Genomic DNA, 17,773 nt, shown 5'->3' on the forward strand with positions numbered 1-17,773 from the left:
CGGCTTCACCAAGTTCGACGGCGGCCTCGGCTTCGACTGGGCCTCGTTCGAGATCGCGACCCAGGGCGTCAGCATCGACATGAACCGCAAGGAGTTCATCGCGGCGCTTGCGCCGGCCGGCGGCGACGGCATCCGCGATCTCTACCAGCTCACGGAAGCGGCAAGCGGCTCGGCATTCGACGACACCATCCTCGGCGATAACAAGGCGCGCGTGGTGATCGCCAAGAACTCGCTCGACAACCCGACGCTGATCAAGGGGCTGGCGGACGCGAGCAACGCTACGACGGTCATCGGCGCCGTAGCCGCGGCACCTGGAGTTCCGGGAGTGCCCGGGACCACCGAGGGCAACTTCTTCTTCCCCGGACAGGATACTGCGACCGTCTTTGGCGGTCCGGGGGCGACCGGCGGCTTCGGCGGCGGCAACATCCTGCTCGGCGGCGCCGGCAACGACATCATCACCGGCGGCAACGGCAACGACATCATCGACGGCGATGCCCGGCTGCATGTCGAGTTGCTGCCGAACGACCAGGGCGTCGTCGGCCTCGGCAGCCAGATCTTGCGCGAAATCCGCTATGACACCACGGCCGACAATGTCGACACCGCAACATTCACCGGGAACCTCGCCGAGTACAGCTTCACGGCTGCCGACGCCCTGGGCTTCATCACGGTTTCACACACTAATCCTCCGGGAGGAGGCGGGGGCGGAGGCGGAGGCGGTGGTGGTGGCGGCGGCGCTGTCCTCGGCGTCGACGGCACCGATCGCATCCGCAACATCGAGCGCGTGCAGTTCGCGGATGGCACCTTCACGATCGACAAGGCCGGCAATCTGTTCGACGGCAACGGCGCCCTCGTGCTGGGTGTCGGTGGTGGCGGTGGCGGTGGCGGAGGCCCTGGCCCCGGCGGCGGCGGCGGTGGCGGCCCGGTCTTCGTCGGCAATCATCTGCCAACGCTGAACGGCGCCCCAATCGTGCACGACGTCACTCTGACGGTCGCAACGCCAGGCGTATTCGTGCCAGGCACGCCGGAGGTCGGCAAAACGATCTCGGTCAGCGCGGCCGGCATTACGGACGTCGACGGCATCGCGCAAAAGAACGGCGCGCCCGACTTCCACTTCCAGTGGCAGTATCTCGACATCGCGCTCGGCGACTGGGTGCCGATCGCCGATCCCCACGACAGCAATCCGCTGCTCGCATCCAACGGTGCGACCAGCGCCAGCTTCACGCCGACCGAATTCTTCCTGGGCCAGCAGCTTCGGGCGATCGTGAGCTACAAGGACGGTCTCGGCTTCACGGAAAGCATCACCTCTGCGCCGACGCCGGGCCTGCTCGACATCACGCGGGACGCGGCGGGCAATCCGGTCGATGCCGCCGGCAATCCGACCAACTCATCACCCTTCGTCGAGCAGGCCAAGGAGCTGGTCGGCTTCGGCAACACGGCCGCGCAGCAGGACCATCCGATCAACGGCATGTTCCTGCCATTGCTCGAGGTCTTCAACGACCGCGAGACGGTTGCCAACAAGCTGACCTACAAGGCGGAGATCGTCGATGCGAGTGGCGTGGCGCATCTGATCACCGGCAACGATGCCGCGGGAAACCCGAATACCTTCATGGGCCTGCACTTCACGGTCGACACGGTCCCCGACCCGGCGGGGCCGGCCGGGGCGGTACTCGTCACCGACGGTCACATCACCGGCACGCCGCCCGCTGGCTTCTCCGGCGCCATCACCGTGCGGATCACGGCGACGGATGCGGGAACGCCTCTGGCTGCGGGCGGCTTCGCCGCCGGTACCAATCTCTCCGCCGTCAACGAATTCAACATCGATGTGCAGCCGGCCGCCAATCGCGCGCCGGTGTTCAATCCGGCGGTCTTCGCAGGCCAGGTGTTCGGCGGCGTTGTCAACAACGGGTTCAACGAGAACACCGCGACGCCCGCCTTGCCCGCCAATAACAACAACACGCCCGCCGGCACGCTGGTCGCCACGCTTTCGGCGATCGATGCGCTGACGCCGACTCAGGTTCTCGGCGGGATCGCGGCATCGCAGCTTGCGTGGTCGATCGCCAACACCGACGCCCTGACCCAGGGCCTGTTCGCGCTCGGCATCGCGACCAGTATATCCGACGCCACCGGCACCACCAGCACGGAGACGCTGAAGTTCCTAACCGCGCCGGACTTCGAGCAGATCAAGCTGCAACTCGCCGCCACGCCCAATCCCAACGTGACGATCAATGCTGCCGGCACCGAGATCACCTTCAACGTCCAGGTGCAGGTGAGCGACGGCGAGCTGACCGCGACCCAGACCGAGGTCGTCAGGATCGAGAACGTCGACGAGTCGCCCACCGGCGCGATTCACATTACCGGCGCCGCGGTGGCCGTGAACGCGGCACTACTGACCGCGCTCGACGCCATCGCGGATTCGGATCTCATCACCGCGGCGAACCTTACCGGCGCCCTCGCGGGCGTGAACCCGCCCGGCACCGCCACACCCTATCAGTGGCAGGGATGGGACGGCACCGCCTGGACCGACATCCCGGGCGAGACTTCGGCGACGTTCAGCATCGCCAACCGCACGGTTCGGGTCACGGCGAGCTACACCGGTCTGTTCGGGGCGCACAACCCCACCACCGACCCGACGCTGTTGATCTCGCCGGAGGTCTACATCATCGGCGACGACACCAACAACTTCTTCTCGGGCCTTATCCCGGCGGGCCTGTTCGCCAACGGGCACAACCGGACCTTCGTGGGTCTGGGCGGCAGCGATACGGTGAGCTACGCCGGCGACACCCTGGGGCTTACGATCAATCTCTTCAACCCAACCAAGAACACCGGCATCGCGCTCGGCGACAGTTACTTGTCGATCGAGAACTTCATTGGCGGTATCGGCAACGACACCTTCGTGGCAGCAGCCGACAACGCCGCCAATACGTTCGACGGCGGCCTCGGCATCAACACCTACGACCTGTCGAGCACGTCGGCGGGCGCCACGGTCAATATGGTGACGGGATTGGCAACGAGCGCGCAGATCGGCGTGGATACGTTGATCAACATCCAGAACATCGTCGGCAGCACGGCCAACGACACATTCATTGCCGCCGGCAACGGTATCGCCAACACGTTTGACGGCGGTCTCGGCGTCAACACCTACGACCTGTCGCTCACATCGGCGGCCGCGACGGTCAATATGGTCACCGGTGTGGCAACGAGCGCCCAGATCGGCACGGATACGTTGATCCACATCCAGAACATCGTCGGCAGCACGGTCAACGACACATTCGTCGCGGCGGCCGACAATGTGGTGAACCAGTTCGATGGCGGCATCGGTACCGATACGATCGACTTCTCGGGCCTGACATCGGCGCTGAACATTCAAGGGTTCAACAGCGTCAACAACAACTTCCAGACCGTGATCGGCTCCGGCGCTACCGCCGCCACGTCGGATCAGATCCGTCACATCGAGAACTTCATCGGCAGCCAGGGCGGCAACATCATCACCGTCAACGACAATGTCGCGCATCTTTTCACGGGCGGGGTCGGCATCGACCAGTTCACGTTCGGTGCAGGCAACGACACCGTGATCGCCACGGTCGACAATGTCCGCGACGTCTACAACGGCGGGAACGGCACCAACACAGCGGACTATTCCGCCTATGCGGCCAACCTGTCGGTCAACCTTGGCGGCGGTGGCGGTGGCTCCGTGGTCGGGGGCACCGGATCGACAGCCGCGAACTCCGATACCATCGTCAACTTCCAGAACTTCCGCGGCGGTATCGGCAACGACTCGATCACCGGCAGCGATGCCAACAACGCGTTGGAGGGCGATCGTGGCGACGACATCGTGACCGGCGGGCGCGGCGCCGATAGCTTCGTGTTCAATGCCAATTTCGGCCACGACCATATTACCGACTTCGTGGCGACCGGCACCGGCCACGATTTGATCGATCTCTCGACCGCACTCGGCGTCACCACCGCTGCTCAGGCGCTAGCGGCTGCTCACGATGTCGGGGGGCATGCGCAGTTTACGTTCGGCGTACATACGATCGACCTCGATGGTGTGCGTTCCAATCAATTGATTGCCGACGACTTCCGCTTCCACTGAAGTCTTCGGCGAACGGCCGGGCAAGACCCAAGGCAACTGCGACCGGACAAGACTCCGGTCGCGGTTGATCGGCTTGTCAGATCGCCGAGTTCTCTCCCTTTGATGTAGACGGCGGCGACAGCACTGCGCCCATGGCGAGGTGCTGAATCGTCTCTTCGACCTGCCCGCGGGCGACCGCGATCAGCGCCTCGTCCCCGGGGCGCTGCGTGTGGTCGGGAAGATTGACGACGCCGGCGGCGATGGCGCGCGCCATCCATTGCGTCAGGGCATCCCGATCGTGGGTGCCGTCTAGCCGTGCCATAAGCGCCGCCGCGGCCCTGGGCAATTCGACTGCGACGTGGCGCAGGCCCGTGACGAAGGGCCGGCCCAGGGCTGCCTCGGCCCGTGCGAAGGCCCAGGCGCGCGGCCGCGCGTCGGTGGCGCGACCGGCGGCAAGCGGGAGCGTCGATACGTTCGCCCGGCCTTCGCTCAGGAGCCGCAACAGCACCTTGGCGACCCGCATGCCGTTCGGCGCGTCGCCGACGAGAGCGTCGACCGGGGTCGTCGTCGGATAAGCCTCCGCCAGTTGCGTGAGCGCGCGTCCGATATGCGGGGTTCGGGTCGCGACCGGGCGGCCCCGCCCGTCGGTGAAGGCGATCGTTCGATCCTTTGTTCGCGCCGCGTCCGGAACAAGCCGGCTGGTGATGTAAAGCCCCTTCAGGCGCTCGGGCCTTGATGCGCCGAGCGATCGCGCAGCCCCGGCCTTGACCAGGAGGGAGCGTCTAAATGGCCGGCCACTGAAGAAGTCAAGCCGCTGCTCGGCGCCGTAGCGGTCCGCGTCGCCGATCCGCTCCAACTCCCGGCGGGCTTCCGGCATGATCAACTCATTGGCGTCCGCGTTGAGATCAGCTTCGCAGAGGAAGCGAAGGCCGTGGCCTTCCGCCGCTCCGACGAAATCGGCGAACCTGGCGGGCGCGTTGTGCTCGGCCAGAAACTCGCCGAGGATATAGGAAGCCGGCATCCGGCTCATGCGCCTGGCTTCGTCGCGGAGCACGTATCCGTAGGCATGCCGGCCGTTCGCCGCCGTCTCGATCTGCCGCAACATGTCCCGGGCCCGTGCGACGCGTTCGTGGGGCGTCCCTTGCGATCCGGCATGATGCAGGAGGATATCGCGCACCGGGCTGCGCAGGTGCCAGCCGGGCGTCACGTTATAGCTGATCGCCGCGATGCCGTTGGCGACGAGACAGGCGCTGGCGATGCGCAGGATGGCGTCCTGCACCCGCGGCGGCACCCAACTGAATACGCCGTGACAGATGACGTAGTCGAAACTGTCCGCCGGCAGCGCAAGGTCCGCCAGATCGGCCCGCTGCAGTTCGATGTTGGCGAGGCCGAGCGCGGCAACGCGTTTCCGGCCATCGGCGATCTGCCGGGCCGAAAGATCGACGCCAAGAAACCGGGCTTCGGGAAAACGCGCCGCAAGCGGGATCAGATTGCCGCCCGAGGCGCAGCCGAGCTCGAGAACCCGGGCCCGATCGGCCGCCGGGCTCGCTATCCCGAACAAGGCGGCGAGCCCGGCCAGATGGGCCGGCTGGGTGTAGGCGACCGGCATCGACAGATAGGGCAGCAGGTCGTAATCGGTGTCGGCGGCCTGGTCCGGCGGGGCGCCGGACAGGCGGGGCGTATCTGGCCCTTCGGTGTGCATTGAACTATTCTCCACCGGGCGGCGAGCAGGCTCCCAGCGGAGCGAGGCCGACAGGTCGGATTCGCCGCGAGCGGCCGAGGATATAAGCGGTTTCCCGCACAGGGTCCAGCCTGGACGGCTGGGTGGTCGCAGTGGATGACCGTCCTTCGAGACGGGTGCTGCGCACCCTCCACAGCACGAGGTCTGCGGGTGCGGTGGCGGGCGATAGACGCGGAGGCCGGTCGAGTTTGGCCGATTCACTCCATGCTGGCCGTGTCGTTCGGTCGTTCCTGATTTGCTCGGCCGGATTGAGTTCGGGCGAGTGTGGCGGAAGATGCAGCAAGCCGATGTTATCGGGGATTTTTAGCTTGCCGCTTGTCGGATGCCAGCCGGCGCCATCGAGCAGCACAACGGCATGGCTGCTTGCTCAAGCTTCGGCTTCAGGGCAGGGGGCGGTTCGCCCTCCGACGGATCCGCCGATCCCGGCGACACAAGGAACTACGGTCGTTGCTCCTTCGCGTTCACACGAGACTGAGCTTTCGTGCAAAGAACGCCTCTGCATAGAGTTCGGGAGCTCGGCACTCCATACCTCGGAGCCGTGCCAAGCCCAGAAAGGTCTCCCTATCGAACCACTGCTTGGAGCGCTGGCTCCCGAAGTGCGAAATCAACAGCTCGATCTTGCGCTGCAGCACATCCGCGGAAATGGGCATGTAAAGGTTGGGTTGCCCAAGGTCTCCATCCCACTTTGGGATTTCGTATTCGAGGACGCAATGATCGCGAAACGTGTTCCAGGTCAGACGACAGACTTGACGATGGTCCTGGTGAGCGTCGTTTCTGCAATGGGTGAGTATAAGATCGGGATCGACACGCTGTTTTAGCGTTTCGAACCAGGACTTAATGGCATCTCCCTGCTCCGGAAAAAACCCATCCCGGAACGACATCACCTCGATTTTCGCGCTGGCTGCGCCCGATAAAAAATCCGCCGCTGACGATTTGGCTTCTCGTTCGCGCTCGCCGGCTCCGCTCAGCACGCACCAGTGGACTTCGAGGCGAATGCCGCGATCCATCATGCACAGAAGTGTGGCGCCCGCGCCGATCTCGATGTCGTCAGAATGGGCTCCCAGACAGAGCACCGACAAACGTTCTCCGGGCGCGGCCAGTTGCAGCGCCCTCATGATGTCCCTTTGGCAAGAGATTGCGTGCTCAAGCGCCATGGCATCTCGCCCCGTTCCACCATATCCTCGAGCACCTGCCTATCTCTCAAAGTATCCATGGCTCTCCAGAACCCCTCATACTTGTAAGCCATGAGGTGGCCCCCGGCGATCAGACGCTCGAACGGTTGAAGGACCAGTTCCTCGCCCTCCTGGATGAAATCGAATATCTCGTTACGGAAAATGAAATAGCCCCCGTTGATCCAAATTTCGGATTCCTGGCTCGAACGCAACCGCCTTAATGAGTCCCGTTCGTCAAACTCCGCGAGGTGAAAGCTGATGGGCGGATGAATCGCGATGAAGCAGCCTAACTTGCCGCTCTTTTTGAAACACTTGATCATTTCCTCCAATGGAGCGTCGGTCAGTCCGTCGCTATAATTGGCGAGAAAGATCTCTTCATCCTCCACGAGATGCTTTACCGCCAGCAGTCGCTGGCCGATATTGCGCCAGGTTCCCGTGTCCACAAGGGAAATGCGCCAGTCCGGCGGCCGTTCACCCAGGATCTCAATCTTCTTGCCAAAATCCGAGACGACGCAGTCATTGCTTGCCGTCATCTTATAATTGAGAAAATAATCTTTGATAACGTTGGCCTTGTAGCCGAGGCAAAGAATAAAATCATGGTGACCGTACTGGCTATAGTATTGCATGACGTGCCATAAGATCGGCTGGTGGCCTATGGGCACCATCGGCTTCGGAACACTCTCCGAGTATTCGCGAATCCGCGTGCCAAGACCGCCGCAAAAAAGCACAACCTTCATTCCGGCACCCCTCAGGTCACCAATTTGTCCGGCCGCGGTGCATAACGCAGTATTCTATCGACGTTTCTCGCGTCGAAGGTATATACTTATTCTAGCGGTAAAATATACAATTGGTCACGAATTAAATTGTCAAACCGAACGGGATGGTTAAATGAAGCACGTCGGCCTGTCCCATCATTTCAAGGTGTTAAGCACACCCATCAGGTGCTGTCGTGATCTTCACTGAGACCAAGCTAAAAGGCGCGTTCGTCATCGATTTGGAGCGCAGAGAGGATAGTAGAGGCTTTTTCGCGCGAGCCTTTTGCCAGAATGAATTTGAGGCGCATGGACTAAAACCTGTCATCGCCCAGGCCAATATTGCGTCGACGCGTAAGAAAGGGACGCTGCGCGGCCTGCATTTCCAATATCCGCCTGCGGCTGAAACCAAATTGGTCCGCTGCACTCGCGGCGCAATTCTGGACATTATCGTGGACCTCCGTCCGGAGAGCGTCACGTATCTGCGGCACGTATCCGTCGAGTTGAATGAGGACAACCAGCGTGCGCTCTACGTTCCTGAACGTTTCGCGCACAGCTATTTGACGCTGCGCGATGACACCGATACCAGCTATCACGTGGGTGAGTTTTACACGCCTGAGGCAGAGGGGGGGCTGCTGTACAATGACCCTCGGCTCGGGCTAAAATGGCCGATGCCCATCACAACCATCTCCGAAAAAGACCAGAACTTCCCCTTACTTGATCAGATCGAAAGCGAACTGAAACGGAAAATGAGCGTGTCCAGCTAGCGGATTGAAGATTCCGGGTGCGTTCTCAGTTCTTCGAAAGAGCCTCAGGCCAAAGGAAAATGACGCATGATCCTGGTCGACACCGCACTTCAGGCGCGGGAAGCAGGGGGCAAGCCCATCCGTGTGGCGATTGTCGGGGCCGGTTTCATGAGCCAGGGCCTGGCAAACCAGATCGCGCGCAGCATTCCCGGGATGCGCTTGGTGGCGATCTCTAACCGCAACATCAAGCGAGCAATCGACGTCTTTCAGTATTGCGGCCATGAGAATGTTGTTGTCGCCGAGACGCAAAGTCGGCTCAACGATGCAATTCGCGCCAACAGACCCGCAGCCACTGAGGATGCTCTCCTGATGGCGCGCTCCGAATTCGTGGATGTGCTGGTGGATACGACCGGCTCGGTCGAGTTCGGCGCTCACCTTGTTCTGGAGGCATTCAAGCACCGAAAAGACGTCATTCTGATGAACGCCGAAATCGATGCAACGATCGGCCCGATTTTACAGGTGTATGCAAGGAAATACGGCGTCATCCTTTCCGCATGCGACGGCGATGAGCCGGGTGTGCAAATGAATTTATATCGTTGGGTCAGGGGGCTCGGCCTGATCCCACGGGTAATCGGCAACGTTAAAGGCTTGCAAGATCCTTATCGAAACCCCACCACCCAGAAGGAGTTTGCCGAGCGATGGGGGCAGAATCCAGCCATGGTCACCAGTTTCGCCGATGGCACCAAGATTAGTTGCGAGCAGGCGATTGTCGCCAATGCAACGGGTTTCAAGGTGAGGTCGCGTGGCATGTCGCGAGGCCTTGAATATCGTGGCGATGTCATGCAAATCGGCAAAATCTACGACATCGATGAACTACGACGGATTGGCGGCATCATCGACTATGTCGTCGGCACCCCGCTGACCAAGGTCTACGTCCTGGCCGAGCATCCCGATCCCAAACAACAGCATTATCTGAATTTGTATAAGATGGGAGAAGGACCGCTCTATTCCTTCTTTATTCCGTACCACCTCGTCCATTTTGAGGTGCCGAACGCGATTGCGCGGGTTGTGTTGTTCCGTGACTCGCTCGCCCCGCCTCTGGCCGGCCCAGTGGTCGAAGTTTGCGCTGTCGCCAAACGTGATTTGAGGGCCGGCGAAATTCTCGATGACTACGGCATGTACATGACGTACGGGGAGGCCGTAAACGCCGACGAAATGAGCAAACGTCAATACCTCCCCGAGGGATTGGTCGAAGGCTGCAAGCTCAGGCGCGACATCAAAAAGGACGCCGTCCTCACCTACAGTGACGTTGATTTGCCGTCCGGCCGCCTGGCCGACCGGCTACGGGCCGAACAGTACAAGCATTTCCGGGGCGAAAGCTGGCTTGAGGATCTGGTCAGCATTGCGGCGTAAACCCGAACCGGGAGGTGCCGGTCAGGCATGGAAAAACTGGGCTCAGGACCCATTAAATTTCTCACAGCTGGTCCGATCGGTTGATTCGATGACGGCGCGAGGAGGTGCCGTCATGAATGAGTTGTTCTTGCGTTCGGATGCGCAGATGCGCCGGATCGCACCATATCCTCGGTGACAAGGGTTATGATGCCGACTGGTTCCCGCAAGGCGCTCGCCGAGCGCTGCGCTACGGCATGTATCCCGTCAAACGCCTGAAATCCGAGCGATGTATCTTGTTGGTAGCCGTGTTAACCTGAATAACGCGTACCGCTCGCGCTTCGCAACCGTCGGGTGTTTAATACTGTGAACCTTCACCTTGGTAAAAATCATACAATGTAGTCTGGTTGAAAGTCAGAACATGAAGATATTAATCACTGGTAACATGGGCTATGTCGGGCCGGAGGTGGCAAAGTATCTGCGGGTTTCCCGACCTGACGCCATCTTGCACGGTCTTGATAATGCATATTTCGCTCATTGCCTGACTGGTGCCGCGGTCGTTCCTGAGCGTTATCTCGACGAGCAGTTCTACGGTGACGTTCGCGAGACCCTCCCCGATCTAAGGGGATACGATGCCATCGTTCAGCTGGCCGCGGTCTCTAACGACCCGATGGGAAATCAATTCCAAGCCGTAACATTGGATATCAACCAGAACACGACGGTCTCCATCGCGAAGGCGGCCGCTGCCGCGGGCGTGAAGAATTTTGTGTTCGCCTCAAGTTGCAGCGTCTACGGAATCGCCGAGGGAGGGCCTCGAAAGGAGACCGATCCGCTCAATCCGATTACCGCGTACGCCAAGTCCAAAATTGGAGCCGAGCGCGAGCTTGCAACCATTGAAACGCAGATGGTCGTGACGTCCCTCCGTTTTGCAACCGCCTGTGGCATGTCGGCCCGCCTGCGGCTTGACCTGGTACTTAACGATTTCGTCGCTTGCGCGCTCAGTCGAGGGCAGATTAGTGTCCTTTCTGATGGCACGCCGTGGCGGCCCTTGATCGACGTTGCCGACATGGCTCGCGCGATCGACTGGGCGATCGATCGGGACGCTGAAAATGGCGGTCGGTGTCTGGCAGTCAATGTCGGTTCCGACGACCGCAATTATCAGGTCAAGACTCTCGCTAACGCGGTCGCCGCCAAGATCCCGGGAACCGAGGTCTCCATCAACACGTCGGCGCCTGCGGACAGCCGCTCGTATCAGGTCGACTTTGGACTCTATCGGTTGCTTGCCCCTGATCATCAGCCCCTGGTGGATCTGGATCAATCAATCCAAAATTTGATTTCCGGCCTGCAGAGAATGAACTTTAGGGATGCGGATTTCCGTTCATCCGACCTGATGCGGCTGAAAGTATTGCAGGGTCACATTGACAGCCATCGACTGAACGCAGCCCTCGAATGGATCTATCGTGACGGGATCCAGGCAAACGCTGCCGCAGGAGATCGGTCTCGTAGAACCAAAGCATCCGCCTGAACGAAGGCAATTGACCGAGCATGGCCGAAGGCGCGGGAGCTTATTTCGAGGACCACAAGGAATCGGGGGACCTGGGGCGGCTGGCTTTGCGCGGCGGCATCGTATCGGTCGCGATGCAATATGGTAACGGCGCTCTCCAGATAGCCGCTGCGGTCGTCCTGGCACGGCTCTTGACGCCGGAGGATTTTGGCCTCGTCGCGATCGTCACCGTTCTGACGAGCTTTGCGCCATTGCTCATCGATTTTGGCCTTGGGGACGCAACAACACAAAGAAGCAAGATAACGCGAAGCCAGGTCAGCAGCCTTTTTTGGCTCAGTAGCGGGATTGGGTTGGCAATTGCGGTGGTTGTGGCTGCCTGCAGCCCGCTGATTGCAACGATATATCGCGACCCCAGGCTGGAGCCTATCGCACTGTATACTGCGATCACCTTCGTGCTGTGGGGAGTGTCAAATCAGCACCTGGCGCTTTTACGACGAACAATGCAATTTGGCAGAATTGCCAAAATACAGACTCTCGGCACTCTGGCAGGAATTGCCTTTGCCATCATTATCGCATTTTGCGGTTATGGTTACTGGGCGCTGGTGCTGCGTCCGATTGCGAACTCGCTTTGCGTTGCTTTCGGAGCGTGGCTCGCATGCCGATGGAGGCCTGGATTTCCCGCCTTTGACAATGAAGTGAAGTCAATGGTCCGTTTTGGGCTGCACGTGGTGGGTTTTTCGGTCACGTATACTGTGGCGAAAGCAGTGGACCGGATTGGGCTGGGCTTGTTCTACAGGCCCGAGCAGGTAGGCTATTATCAAAACGCAATAACGCTGTATGAGAACTCCATCTTCTCGGCACTCGCTCAGCTGCACACGGTCGGAAGCGCGGCCCTCAGCAAACTTCAATCTAATCCGGCTGCCCTTCGGCAAAAATACGAAGCGGCATTGTCTGCGGTAGCGTTCTTCGTCATGCCCATGGCGGCGATCTTGTCGGTGACGGCCGGAGACCTGACGGTCATATTGTTGGGGGAGAAGTGGCTGGCGGCCGGTTCACTGCTGAGTATTATTGCCTTGCGCGGTATTTTCCAGGTCGTTGAAGGCTCACAGGGCTGGCTGCATCTTTCCGTCGGAAGAGCGGACCGCTGGCGAAACTGGGGAATCGTTACGGCCGCTGTCCAGATCGTGGCGGTTCTCGGAGGTCTGCCCTTTGGCGCCAAGGGAGTCGCCATGGCGGTCGTCATGGCAAGCTTGCTCATTGCCGTACCCTCGATAATCTATGCGGGCCGCCCGATAGGCATTGGCACCGCACTCGTGATCCGGGCCGTGGGTCCGCAGCTGATCGGTGCAATCAGCACCGCGGCTGGAGGCTGGTGGCTGCAAACGACGACTCTCACCGATTTTTCCAGCTTCGTCCGTATCTGTTTGTCGGCCGGCTTCTGTATCTGCATTTACCTTGTTATAGTTGTGGGCCTGTTTCGGCTTACCGAGCCGATCAAGGTTGCCGGCTCGGTCGTGCAGGATCTGCTGAGGAAGCGATAGCAGCGGGTTCGAAGCAGGTGCGCGCAACGGTAGATTCGCTCGGCCATTTTTGCGGGAACCAAGCAGTCCTTATGTCGATCACATCAAATGGGTGTCAGGCTTGTCGGATGCGGATGTAGAGCTGGGTGCTTCATGGTTGCAATCGATTGTTGAGAATATCTGCGCTGGCGAGACAGCCGGTGGGCACATAAGCTGATGGTGATTTTTCCGATGGAGCATACCAGCGTGAAGAGATCGGCGATTCCGATTTGGCTCGTCAAGCATGAGAGAACTGTAAGGAGCGTCTTCTCGGTGAGGGTCGAGCGCACTCTATGGCAGGGATAGCAGCGTTCCTGATGCGGAGAAGATCTCCCGTCGGCCTGTATATACGGCTGAACGCGTCGCTATGGAAATGGCTTCCTTCCACGCTGCGAAATGCCGAACTGATGCGCGCGTACGGGACAATTTTGCATAAGCTTGTTTGTCGTCGTGCGGACCGCAGGCAGTTTACCGGTACCTTCTTTTACCGCAATCGTCCACAACTCGAGTTGATGCGTCGTTTGACCGGGCGGAAACCGGAGGGGGCGACGTTGAATATCGCGATTCTGGGCTGCAGCATCGGTGCGGAGATCTATTCCATCTTGTCGACTATTCGCGCGGCTCGGCCGGACCTTAACGTGCGCGTGTGCGCTGTCGACAATTCAGCCGAAGTACTGAACGTCGCCAAGGAGGCGGTTTACACCAGTCAACTTTGTGATCTCGTTGGTTCATCGATATTCGAGCGGATGACGGAAGGGGAATTTGAGGAAATGTTCGAGAGCGACGGCAGGGCGGCGAGGGTCAGATCGCGGATTCGGGAAGGAATCAGCTGGCATCTGGGCGATGCAGGTGATCCGGACCTGATGCGCGTTATCGGACGTCAGGACCTGGTGGTGGCGAGCAACTTCCTCTGCCACATGGAGCCCGCGGAGGCAGAAAATTGCTTGCGGAACATGGCTCGCATCGTGAAGCCGGGAGGGCATCTCTTTGTAACGGGTGTTGATCTCGATGTTCGAGCAAAGGTAGCGCACGACCTGGGCTGGCGGCCGGTTCTCGAGCTGATCGAGGAAATTCACGAAGGGGATCCATCCGTGCGGCGAGACTGGCCCTGCGCGTGGTGGGGCCTGGAGCCTCTCGACAAAAAACGAGCCGATTGGCAGATGCGGTATGCATCTGCTTTCCGGCTGAACGAGGATGATTGACCGAGCATGGCCGAAGGCGCAGGAGTGTATTTCGAGGACCACGAGGAATCGAGGGACCTTGGGCGTCTGGCTTTGCGCGGCGGCGTCACATCGTCGCGATGCCATAACGCTGCTCCCCGGACCGCCGCCGTGGTCATCTTGCTCAAATGTGTGGGGCTGGGTAGCCTCTGGACGCGCCCGCTACGACGCTCCGTGCTGGGCGGCCCGGAGCGGGATTCATGAGTCCACAGCGCCTCACTATCCTCTACGTTTCCCAGATGCCAGCCAGCCCGCCGCGCTTTGGCGCCCAGGCGCGGATGCATGGGCTAATGACCCAACTGGCGCGACGCCACGACCTGACGGCGGTGATGCTGGTTGATGATGAGTTCGACATCGAGGAGTGCCGCCGGGCCATGCAGGCCTACTGCCGCGACGTAGTTCTGATTCCCAACCTTCTTGGTCGGGACGGACTCTCCAAACGGCTGCTGCAACTCCGATCGCTGGCCTCCACCCGAAGCTTCGAGCGGCTGCGTGTCAGGGTGCCGGCGTTGCAGCAGGCCCTGGACCGGGTCCTGCGCTCCACGCCATTTGACATCGTTAATCTCGAGTTCTCGTTCCTTGGTGACCGCAATCTGCGCCAAGCTCCGCCCGGGGACAGACCGCCGGCGCTGGTCGTGGACTCTCACAACATCGACTACGACTTGGCCAGGCAGTACGCCCGCGCTGGCAGCCTCGCCCGTCGTTTGTACGCGGGGGCTAACTGGCGAAAGCTGCGGCGGGAGGAGCTGGGGACCTACCGTGACGCTGACGGAGTGTACCTGTGCAGCGTGGCGGACCAGCAGCGCCTGCTCGACCATGTCCCCGGAGTCCGCACGCTGGTGATCCCCAATGCCGCGGACGTCGAGTACTATCACCCGCGCGCGACCGACCCGCCGCCGGACGGCCGCACCGTGGTCTTCTTCGGGCTTCTTTCCTACTTCCCCAACGTCGACGCCGTGACCCACCTCGTCCAGGAGATCTGGCCGCGCATCGCTGAGCTGCACCCGAATGCACGCTTGAAGATTATCGGCGGCCAGGCACCCCGATCGCTCCTGGCGTTGGCCCAGCCGGGAGTCGAGTTTACCGGCTTTGTGCCGGATCTCCGGCCGCATCTCGCGGAGGCGGCAGCCGTGGTGGTGCCGCTGCGTCTGGGCGGCGGCACCCGCCTCAAGATCGTCGAGGCCATGGCCATGGGGAAGGCCATCGTGTCGACCACGCTGGGAGCCGAGGGGATCGAGGCCGTCCCGGGGCGCGACCTTCTCGTCGGGGACCAGCCGGCGGCCTTCGCGGACGCGGTGAACCGGCTGTTGGCCGAGCCCAACCTGGCGGCGCGCATCGGCCAGTCGGCAAGGCAGCTGGCGGTGCAACGCTATGCCTGGAGCGGGGCAGCCAGGGAACTCGAGAGCTTCTACCGCGAAATCCTGGACGGGTCGTCAAGGCAGATGCCGTCCCAGCCGGGATAGCGCGGAAACATGTCGGTTGCCTGAAGGCCCTCCCGCGCTCAGGCCTGCCCATGAGAAGATGGGTTTACATGACAACCAGTTCGGCTCTCGCCGCAATGCGATCGCGAGCCCTTTGGATGGGGTCGCGAATATCGATGACCGGCGATAGGGCCAATCGAAGCAACCGTTCCAGTTCGCCACGACCGCCCTTGTAAGTAAGAACTGGGGCAAACGACTTCATCGCAAGTCGTTCCTCACGGCCGTACAATCTTTCGTATTCTACGAAATTCGCGAAGTCCTCGCGGTCGCCGCCTATCAGCAATGTCTCCGAAGGCGCGCCCTCCGCAAACACAACTTCATGCGTATCCAACTCGATATGGAAGTATTCGATGACTTTACGGTCATCCATCGTGGCCAGCGCAATTGATCTGCCATTCACGAGCCATTCGACCGGAATGAGAAAGCCATCGATAAAAAGGCTGTGTTTAGGGGAAAGATACAAATCACGACGCGGATGCTGGTCGCTAAGCGCAAAGCGGGCGACACGAATCGGAGCTACACTCCAGTGCCAGGAAGGGCTATCCTTCCTGAACCTTTGATGTCCAATCCATCTGACGGGCAGCGGCCCGTTGAGGGTCTCAACGAGAGCACCGATTGTCACGTCTTCAACCGGAATGTCTCCGCTTGGAGTCAGAATGCGCGTCCCGCGAAGGAAGCAATGATAGTGATGACGTTCTCCGCCGTCGTCGCGGCCATCGGCCTTTGCTCGCTTGGATATCGAAGCAAGGATCGGCAGGCTGAGGGCCCCGCTGGCAGCAACTCTTCCTGCCAGACCAGCCGAAATTTCCAGAAAGCGTCTGCGGGAAGAATGCGTCACAATAATACCTCGACAATACCCGTTAGAAGCGAAATTATACCAAATGCTCCCGGCGATGGAAGATGTATTTTAAAATGAAACCCCGTGTCAGATTAGCGCAATGCTGGTTTAAATTTATTAAATGTGTATTTAATTGTTGCGGTGCATCATTCCGTCGTTCTTCGGTCGTGCCGAAAGACGCGCGCGCCGAAATCTATCTGGTGTTTTGGTTTTCGTCGGTGGTGGCTGCCGCGGGACCGGGCGCTCTGGCCGTGCGACGGTGCTGCAGCACGCTTTTTTGCCGCTTCAGCGTAGTCGACGGCATTCAAATCCGATGAGAAACTTCGGACGGACTGCTAGACTGGAATCCTTAGGAGGTGTGCCATGACGCGCATGGCTGTGATCACGAAAACGTTCGCACCTGACTTCGAGCTTTGCGCGGCGTTGAACCGGTCGGTGCTCGAGAACTCCCCGGAAACGATCCAGCATCACATCATTGCGCCGCGGTCGGACCTCAAGCTGTTCGGTCGGCTCGCCGGTCCACGTACGCATATTCGCTGCGAGGCTGACTTCCTGCCTCGCACGTTCGTACGCGTGCCATTCTGCAACATCATGGTCAACCTTGGCCGGCCGTTCCCGCCGGTGCGCGGCTGGATCCAGCAACAGGTGTTCAAACTGGCCGCGATCGCAGCGTCGGAGGACGACGCGGTCCTGGTCGTCGATTCCGACGTCGAGTTTGTTCGACCGTTCACGGCCGAGATGTTCGTCCGGGATGGCACTGTGCGGTTCTTCCGCAAGCCGGATCAGATCGACAAGCAGCTGTCACGCCATATGACCTGGCATCGGGTCGCCCGCGCACTTCTGGGATTGCCGCCTGCAGAGCCACCGTACCCGGACTACATCTCGTCGCCCCTGGCCTGGGACCCGGCGATCGTCAGGCGGATGTTGGCGCGGGTCGCGGCCACGACGGGGCGCCCGTGGCACACCGCGATTGCCGGGCAACTCGATTTCTCCGAATGCGTGCTCCATGGCGTGTTCGTTGATGAGGTGATCGGTGCGCCGGCCAACTCGTTCGTTTCGGACGACCCGCTTTGCCGGGCTTATTGGGAGCACACCCCGCTGAACGTGGATAGCGCGGCGCATTTCATCCGCGGTGTCCGGCCGACCGACATCGCGGTGGTGATTCAGTCGAAGTCCCGGACCCCACCGGCAGTTCGCGAGGCGATCTTCAGCGCCCTCCGGGCCCCGCACAATACGGGCCCGCGGTTACAAGAGCGGGCGGAAGGTCACTGAACCGCTCCGCGTTCACGCGACCCGGAG

12 protein-coding genes and 1 pseudogene are annotated in these 17,773 nt (G+C 60.7%); 8 read left to right on the forward strand and 5 right to left on the reverse strand.

The genetic code is table 11. The annotated features are described in order from the left end of the window. Positions 1-4,093 (forward strand): beta strand repeat-containing protein (locus tag WCE35_RS12050; RefSeq protein ID WP_424593568.1); only part of this gene is annotated, 4,093 nt, incomplete at its 5' end. A gap of 76 nt (positions 4,094-4,169) precedes the next feature. Here WCE35_RS12050 and WCE35_RS12055 read toward each other — a convergent pair. The 4 genes and pseudogenes from WCE35_RS12055 to WCE35_RS12070 form a co-directional block, all read right to left on the reverse strand. After that, positions 4,170-5,774, reverse strand: coding sequence for a methyltransferase domain-containing protein (locus WCE35_RS12055; RefSeq protein ID WP_424593569.1), 1,605 nt, complete (start codon positions 5,772-5,774; stop codon positions 4,170-4,172). Between the two features lie 271 nt (positions 5,775-6,045). Next, positions 6,046-6,171, reverse strand: a pseudogene (locus WCE35_RS12060) (IS630 family transposase); the annotation flags it as partial. Positions 6,172-6,274: 103 nt separating this feature from the next. Then, positions 6,275-6,928 carry a PIG-L deacetylase family protein gene (locus tag WCE35_RS12065; protein WP_424593611.1) on the reverse strand — a complete coding sequence of 218 codons (654 nt, stop codon included), beginning with the start codon at positions 6,926-6,928 and terminating at the stop codon, positions 6,275-6,277. Then, positions 6,925-7,722 carry a sugar phosphate nucleotidyltransferase gene (locus tag WCE35_RS12070; RefSeq protein WP_424593570.1) on the reverse strand — a complete coding sequence of 266 codons (798 nt, stop codon included), beginning with the start codon at positions 7,720-7,722 and terminating at the stop codon, positions 6,925-6,927. Before WCE35_RS12070 ends, WCE35_RS12065 begins: the two co-directional genes overlap by 4 nt. A 212-nt stretch (positions 7,723-7,934) precedes the next feature. On the opposite strand from WCE35_RS12070, the gene rfbC reads away from it, so the two are divergent. The 6 genes from rfbC to WCE35_RS12100 all read left to right on the forward strand — a co-directional run bounded on the left by rfbC (position 7,935) and on the right by WCE35_RS12100 (position 15,618). Next, positions 7,935-8,504 carry a dTDP-4-dehydrorhamnose 3,5-epimerase gene (gene rfbC, locus WCE35_RS12075; protein WP_424593571.1) on the forward strand — a complete coding sequence of 190 codons (570 nt, stop codon included), beginning with the start codon at positions 7,935-7,937 and terminating at the stop codon, positions 8,502-8,504. Positions 8,505-8,570: 66 nt separating this feature from the next. Next, on the forward strand, positions 8,571-9,896 hold the full coding sequence (locus tag WCE35_RS12080) for an NAD(P)H-dependent oxidoreductase (protein ID WP_424593572.1): 1,326 nt from the start codon (positions 8,571-8,573) through the stop codon (positions 9,894-9,896). A gap of 397 nt (positions 9,897-10,293) precedes the next feature. After that, on the forward strand, positions 10,294-11,397 hold the full coding sequence (locus WCE35_RS12085; protein WP_424593573.1) for an NAD-dependent epimerase/dehydratase family protein: 1,104 nt from the start codon (positions 10,294-10,296) through the stop codon (positions 11,395-11,397). Positions 11,398-11,417: 20 nt separating this feature from the next. Further along, positions 11,418-12,917, forward strand: coding sequence for a lipopolysaccharide biosynthesis protein (locus WCE35_RS12090; protein ID WP_424593574.1), 1,500 nt, complete (start codon positions 11,418-11,420; stop codon positions 12,915-12,917). A gap of 311 nt (positions 12,918-13,228) precedes the next feature. Beyond that, positions 13,229-14,137, forward strand: a complete 909-nt coding sequence (locus WCE35_RS12095; RefSeq protein ID WP_424593575.1) for a CheR family methyltransferase — start codon at positions 13,229-13,231, stop codon at positions 14,135-14,137. Positions 14,138-14,445: 308 nt separating this feature from the next. Next, entirely contained in the window at positions 14,446-15,618 is a 1,173-nt protein-coding gene (locus tag WCE35_RS12100; RefSeq protein ID WP_424593576.1) for a glycosyltransferase family 4 protein, read from the forward strand. Between the two features lie 64 nt (positions 15,619-15,682). Here the strand turns inward: WCE35_RS12100 and WCE35_RS12105 are convergent, their stop codons facing one another. Continuing rightward, entirely contained in the window at positions 15,683-16,474 is a 792-nt protein-coding gene (locus WCE35_RS12105; RefSeq protein ID WP_424593577.1) for a Hint domain-containing protein, read from the reverse strand. Positions 16,475-16,837: 363 nt separating this feature from the next. On the opposite strand from WCE35_RS12105, the gene WCE35_RS12110 reads away from it, so the two are divergent. Then, complete coding sequence (locus WCE35_RS12110; protein WP_424593578.1) at positions 16,838-17,746, forward strand: DUF6492 family protein; 909 nt, start codon at positions 16,838-16,840, stop codon at positions 17,744-17,746. The last annotated feature ends 27 nt before the right edge of the window (positions 17,747-17,773 follow it).

This window comes from Bradyrhizobium sp. (assembly GCF_049691595.1).
Taxonomy (GTDB): domain Bacteria; phylum Pseudomonadota; class Alphaproteobacteria; order Rhizobiales; family Xanthobacteraceae; genus Bradyrhizobium.

What these genes read in the sequence shown, in the direction of transcription:
- WCE35_RS12055 (WP_424593569.1), bottom strand. Translation starts at nt 5,774, where the DNA reads ATGCACACCGAAGGGCCAGATACGCCCCGCCTGTCCGGCGCCCCGCCG.
- WCE35_RS12065 (WP_424593611.1), bottom strand. Translation starts at nt 6,928, where the DNA reads ATGAGGGCGCTGCAACTGGCCGCGCCCGGAGAACGTTTGTCGGTGCTC.
- WCE35_RS12070 (WP_424593570.1), bottom strand. Translation starts at nt 7,722, where the DNA reads ATGAAGGTTGTGCTTTTTTGCGGCGGTCTTGGCACGCGGATTCGCGAA.
- WCE35_RS12080 (WP_424593572.1), top strand. Translation starts at nt 8,571, where the DNA reads ATGATCCTGGTCGACACCGCACTTCAGGCGCGGGAAGCAGGGGGCAAG.
- WCE35_RS12085 (WP_424593573.1), top strand. Translation starts at nt 10,294, where the DNA reads ATGAAGATATTAATCACTGGTAACATGGGCTATGTCGGGCCGGAGGTG.
- WCE35_RS12090 (WP_424593574.1), top strand. Translation starts at nt 11,418, where the DNA reads ATGGCCGAAGGCGCGGGAGCTTATTTCGAGGACCACAAGGAATCGGGG.
- WCE35_RS12095 (WP_424593575.1), top strand. Translation starts at nt 13,229, where the DNA reads ATGGCAGGGATAGCAGCGTTCCTGATGCGGAGAAGATCTCCCGTCGGC.
- WCE35_RS12100 (WP_424593576.1), top strand. Translation starts at nt 14,446, where the DNA reads ATGACCCAACTGGCGCGACGCCACGACCTGACGGCGGTGATGCTGGTT.
- WCE35_RS12110 (WP_424593578.1), top strand. Translation starts at nt 16,838, where the DNA reads ATGACGCGCATGGCTGTGATCACGAAAACGTTCGCACCTGACTTCGAG.